Source organism: Spirillospora sp. NPDC049652, from assembly GCF_040675125.1.
GTDB lineage: Bacteria > Actinomycetota > Actinomycetes > Streptosporangiales > Streptosporangiaceae > Spirillospora.
The window spans coordinates 1-3531 of sequence record NZ_JBFAOF010000777.1 but is presented as its reverse complement, the minus strand read 5'-3'; the positions used below and the strand labels follow the sequence as shown (position 1 = coordinate 3531).

The window sequence follows — 3531 nt, the reverse complement described above, 5'->3', positions numbered from 1 at the left end:
CGGCGTCTGCGTCCCGGTGGCCGGGGACTGCGTCGCCGGGCTCGGGGACGGCGTGGTGGGGTTCGGGGAGGGTGTGCCCCGGCCGCCGAACAGCCTGCGGTACTCCGCGGTGGCACGCGGGTTGTCCTGGCAGCTCCAGACGCCGTGCGGGCAGTAGTCGGTGATCGTCTCGTAGGCCACCGCATGGGTGGAGATCCAGTGGTACATGCCCGCGATGAAACCGGGATCGTCGGAATTGCGGAACATTCCCCATTCCGGGAATGACATCTGCTTCTTGTGCTGCTCGGCGAAGCGCGCCTGGTATTCCAGTCCGTACGGCTCGTGGATGAACTGGTCGAAGTCGGCGCCTTCGGGTTGGTCGTAATTGTCCGAGCCGATGATGTCGACCACATCGTCGCCGGGGTAGCAGTCGGGCCAGGGAATGATGTCCCGGCCGCGGGTGGCGGTGAAGTCGAAGCGGAAACGGGCGCCGGGCGCCGCGCGCATCGCCGCGACGATGCGCCGCCAGTAGGCGCGCCAGCCCGCCGGGTCGGGCGCGCACCGGCTGGTGTAGGTGTCGCCGTTCATCTCCCACCCGGGGACGATGACCGCGTCGCTCGCCCCGCCCCGGGTGAGCCGCCGGGCCAACTCCTGGAAGTGCGCGTCGAAGGCGCCCTTCGCGCCCTCCCGCAGCATGCCCGCCACGCCCTCGTCGGCCACGCCGTCCTCGTTGCCCGGCAGCATCGGGACGTTCACCACCAGCAGTTTCGCGGGGTTGGCGCGTTTCCACGCGGTCCACGGCCCGAGGATGCCGGGCGGGCCCTCGATGTCCTCCCAGAGCTCGCCGGGCAGGTAGGTGCGGCCGACGTCCACCGGCGAGCCGAGCCATCGCTGGAACGCCTCGACGCGCTCGACGCCCTCGCTGCCCGACCCCAGGAACGCCCCCAGCGGGACGGGGTGCTCCGGCTGGACGACGCCGACGGACCGGGTGGTCGTCCGGGAGGGCGTGCCGACGGCGAGGGCCAGCAGAACGGTGATCACCGTCAGGGAGATCGCGGCCTGAATTCCGGGGGTTCTCGGTCGCGATGGCACGAAACGCCGAGCATCCGCGCGCGCGGGGCCGTTGCTCATGCCTAGAATATGCCCGATGACTTTGATTGACGAACCGCGGGCCCCTGCGAAGAGGGAATTCTTTACCCGCCTCGGATCGGGGTGACTTGTGGCGGAAGCGGCACATCGGAGCGCGCTTCTCGACGCTCCGTCGGCGCCCGAATTCGACGTCGGACTCCCGGTTCTCCTCTTCCGCACCAACCATTATCCGCTGCACCACGGGACCCTCGCCGCCGTCCGGTCGCTGGGGCGCGCCGGCATCGAGGTCCACGCGCTGCTGGAGGGACGGGCCAACCCCGCGAGCCGCTCCCGCTACCTGCGGTCGTCGCACGGGCTCGGCCCGCGCCCCGCCGACGCGCCCGCGCTGCTCGACCACCTCGCGCGGGTCGCGGACCTCATCGGACGGCCGCCGCTCCTGATCCCGATGGACGACGGCGCCGCGCTGTTCTCGGCCGAATGGCGCACGGCGCTTGAAGACGGCTTCCGGCTCCCCGGCATGAGCCACGCGCCCGCCGGCGTCGCGGACAAGTCAGCACTGCTGGAGTACTGCCGCCGCGAGGGCATCCCCGTCCCGGCCAGCCATGTGCCGTCCGGCCCCGACCTCGCCGAGGCGGATTTGAACGCGCTGGGCTTCCCGCTCATCGCCAAGTGGGCCCGGCCGTGGGCGCTTCCGCCGGGTGCGCGCAGCACCACCATGGTGGCCGACGTCCGCGAGGCCCGCGGGCTGCACCGCCTGTCCCGCTCGCCCGACCACCGCGCCGCGGGCCCGGTCGTCTTCCAGCGGGTCGTGGGCGACACCCGGCACGACTGGTTCTTCCAGGGCTACTTCGACGACGAGTCGAACCTGGTCTTCGGCGGCGCCGGACGGAAGCGGCTGGCCTACCCGCGCCGCACCGGTGCGACGGTCGTGGGGGAGTGGCTGCCCAACCCGGACCTGGAACGCCACGTCCGCGCGATCGCCAAGCGCCTCGGCTACGCCGGGCCCGCCGACCTCGACTTCCGCTACGACCAGCGGGACGGCGCCTACAGCCTGCTCGACTACAACCCGCGGCTCGGCGCCCAGTTCCGGCTGTTCACCGACCGCCGGGGCGTCGACCTCGTCCGCGTGATGCACCTGGTCGGGTCGGGCCGTCCCGTCCCGCCGCCGCTGCCCGCGTTCGGCCGGAAGATCCTGGTGGAGAACCACTACCTGCCGCTGATGGCCGCGACGCCGCGGCACGGGCTGGCGGCGCTCCGCCGCAGCGAGCTGGCCTGGTTCGCGGGTGACGACCTCGGGCCGATGACGACGCTCGTCCGGCAGAGCGTGCGGGTCGCGGCGCGGAAGGCGGCCCGGCGGGTTCCGGCCGCTCCCGGCCTCGGCCGCCACCTCACCCGCCGCCCACCGGCCGCCCCGGCCCCGCCGCCTTCGCCGCCGGCTGATCCGGCCGCGTCCACGACTCGGCCTGACCTGCCGGTGTCCACACCGCCACCGCTGAGCCGCCGCCACCACTGAACGGAGACCCGGACGTGTCAACCTCCAGAACGGAGACCGTCGTCGTCGGCGCCGGCCCCTACGGCCTCTCCGTGGCGGCCCACCTCCTGGACGCGGGCATGGACTGCCGGATCATCGGCACGCCCATGCGCTTCTGGCACGACAACATGCCCGAGGGCATGTTCCTGAAGTCCGAGCCGTCCGCGTCCAGCCTCAGCGCGCCGGCCGCCGGGACGGCCTTCACCGACTACCGGCCCGGCTGGCGCACCGGGCAGCCCATCCCGGTCGACACCTTCACCGCCTACGGCGAGTGGTTCACCCGCGCGGTGGGCGTGCCGGCCGAGCCGACCGTGGTCACCGGCGTCAGCCGCACCGGCGGCCGGTTCGAGGTCGCGCTGGAGACGGGCGAGGTCGTCTCCGCCGCGAACGTCGTGCTCGCCGTCGGCGTCGGCTCGTTCGCCGACCTGCCGCCCGAGCTGCGGCATCTGCCCGGCCGGGTGTGCAGCCACAGCAGCGGGCACCGCGACCTCTCGGTCTTCAAGGGACGGCGGGTCGCCGTGGTCGGCGCGGGGCAGTCGGCACTGGAGACCGCCGTGCTGCTCGCCGAGCACGGTGCCGAGCCGCACCTGGTCACCCGCACCCGCAGGCTGCGGTGGAACGCGATTCCGGACGACGCCGCCTCGCCGCTCGCCCGCCTGCTGCGCGGCCCCCGGTCCGGGCTGGGACGGGGGTGGCGCACCTGGGTGTGGTCCGAGCGGCCGCAGTACACCCGGCTGCTGTCGGACGCCGCCCGGGCCAGGATCGTCCAGAACACCCTCGGCCCGGCCGGCGCGTGGTGGCTGCGCGACCGCTTCGAGACCGGCATCGCGGTCCGGGCGGGCCAGCGGATCGCCGGGGCCGACCTCAGCGGCGACCGGGTCACCCTCTCCACGGTCGACCAGGCCGGGATGCCGTGGATCCTCACCGTGGAC

At 73.5% G+C, this 3531-nt stretch carries 3 protein-coding genes; 2 read left to right on the top strand and 1 reads right to left on the bottom strand.

Annotation, left to right across the window (positions count from 1 at the left end; all coding sequences use genetic code 11):
• Window positions 1-1020: glycoside hydrolase family 26 protein (locus AB0J52_RS32370; RefSeq protein ID WP_500186627.1), on the bottom strand; the 1020-nt coding region annotated here is incomplete at its 3' end.
• A gap of 178 nt (window positions 1021-1198) precedes the next feature.
• Between AB0J52_RS32370 and AB0J52_RS32365 the strand changes: the two genes are divergently transcribed.
• Together AB0J52_RS32365 and AB0J52_RS32360 are read left to right on the top strand one after the other, a co-directional pair.
• Window positions 1199-2581, top strand: coding sequence for a carboxylate--amine ligase (locus AB0J52_RS32365; RefSeq protein ID WP_500186626.1), 1383 nt, complete (start codon window positions 1199-1201; stop codon window positions 2579-2581).
• A 14-nt stretch (window positions 2582-2595) separates the two neighbouring features.
• The coding region (locus AB0J52_RS32360; RefSeq protein WP_500186625.1) for an NAD(P)-binding domain-containing protein at window positions 2596-3531 on the top strand (936 nt) is incomplete at its 3' end.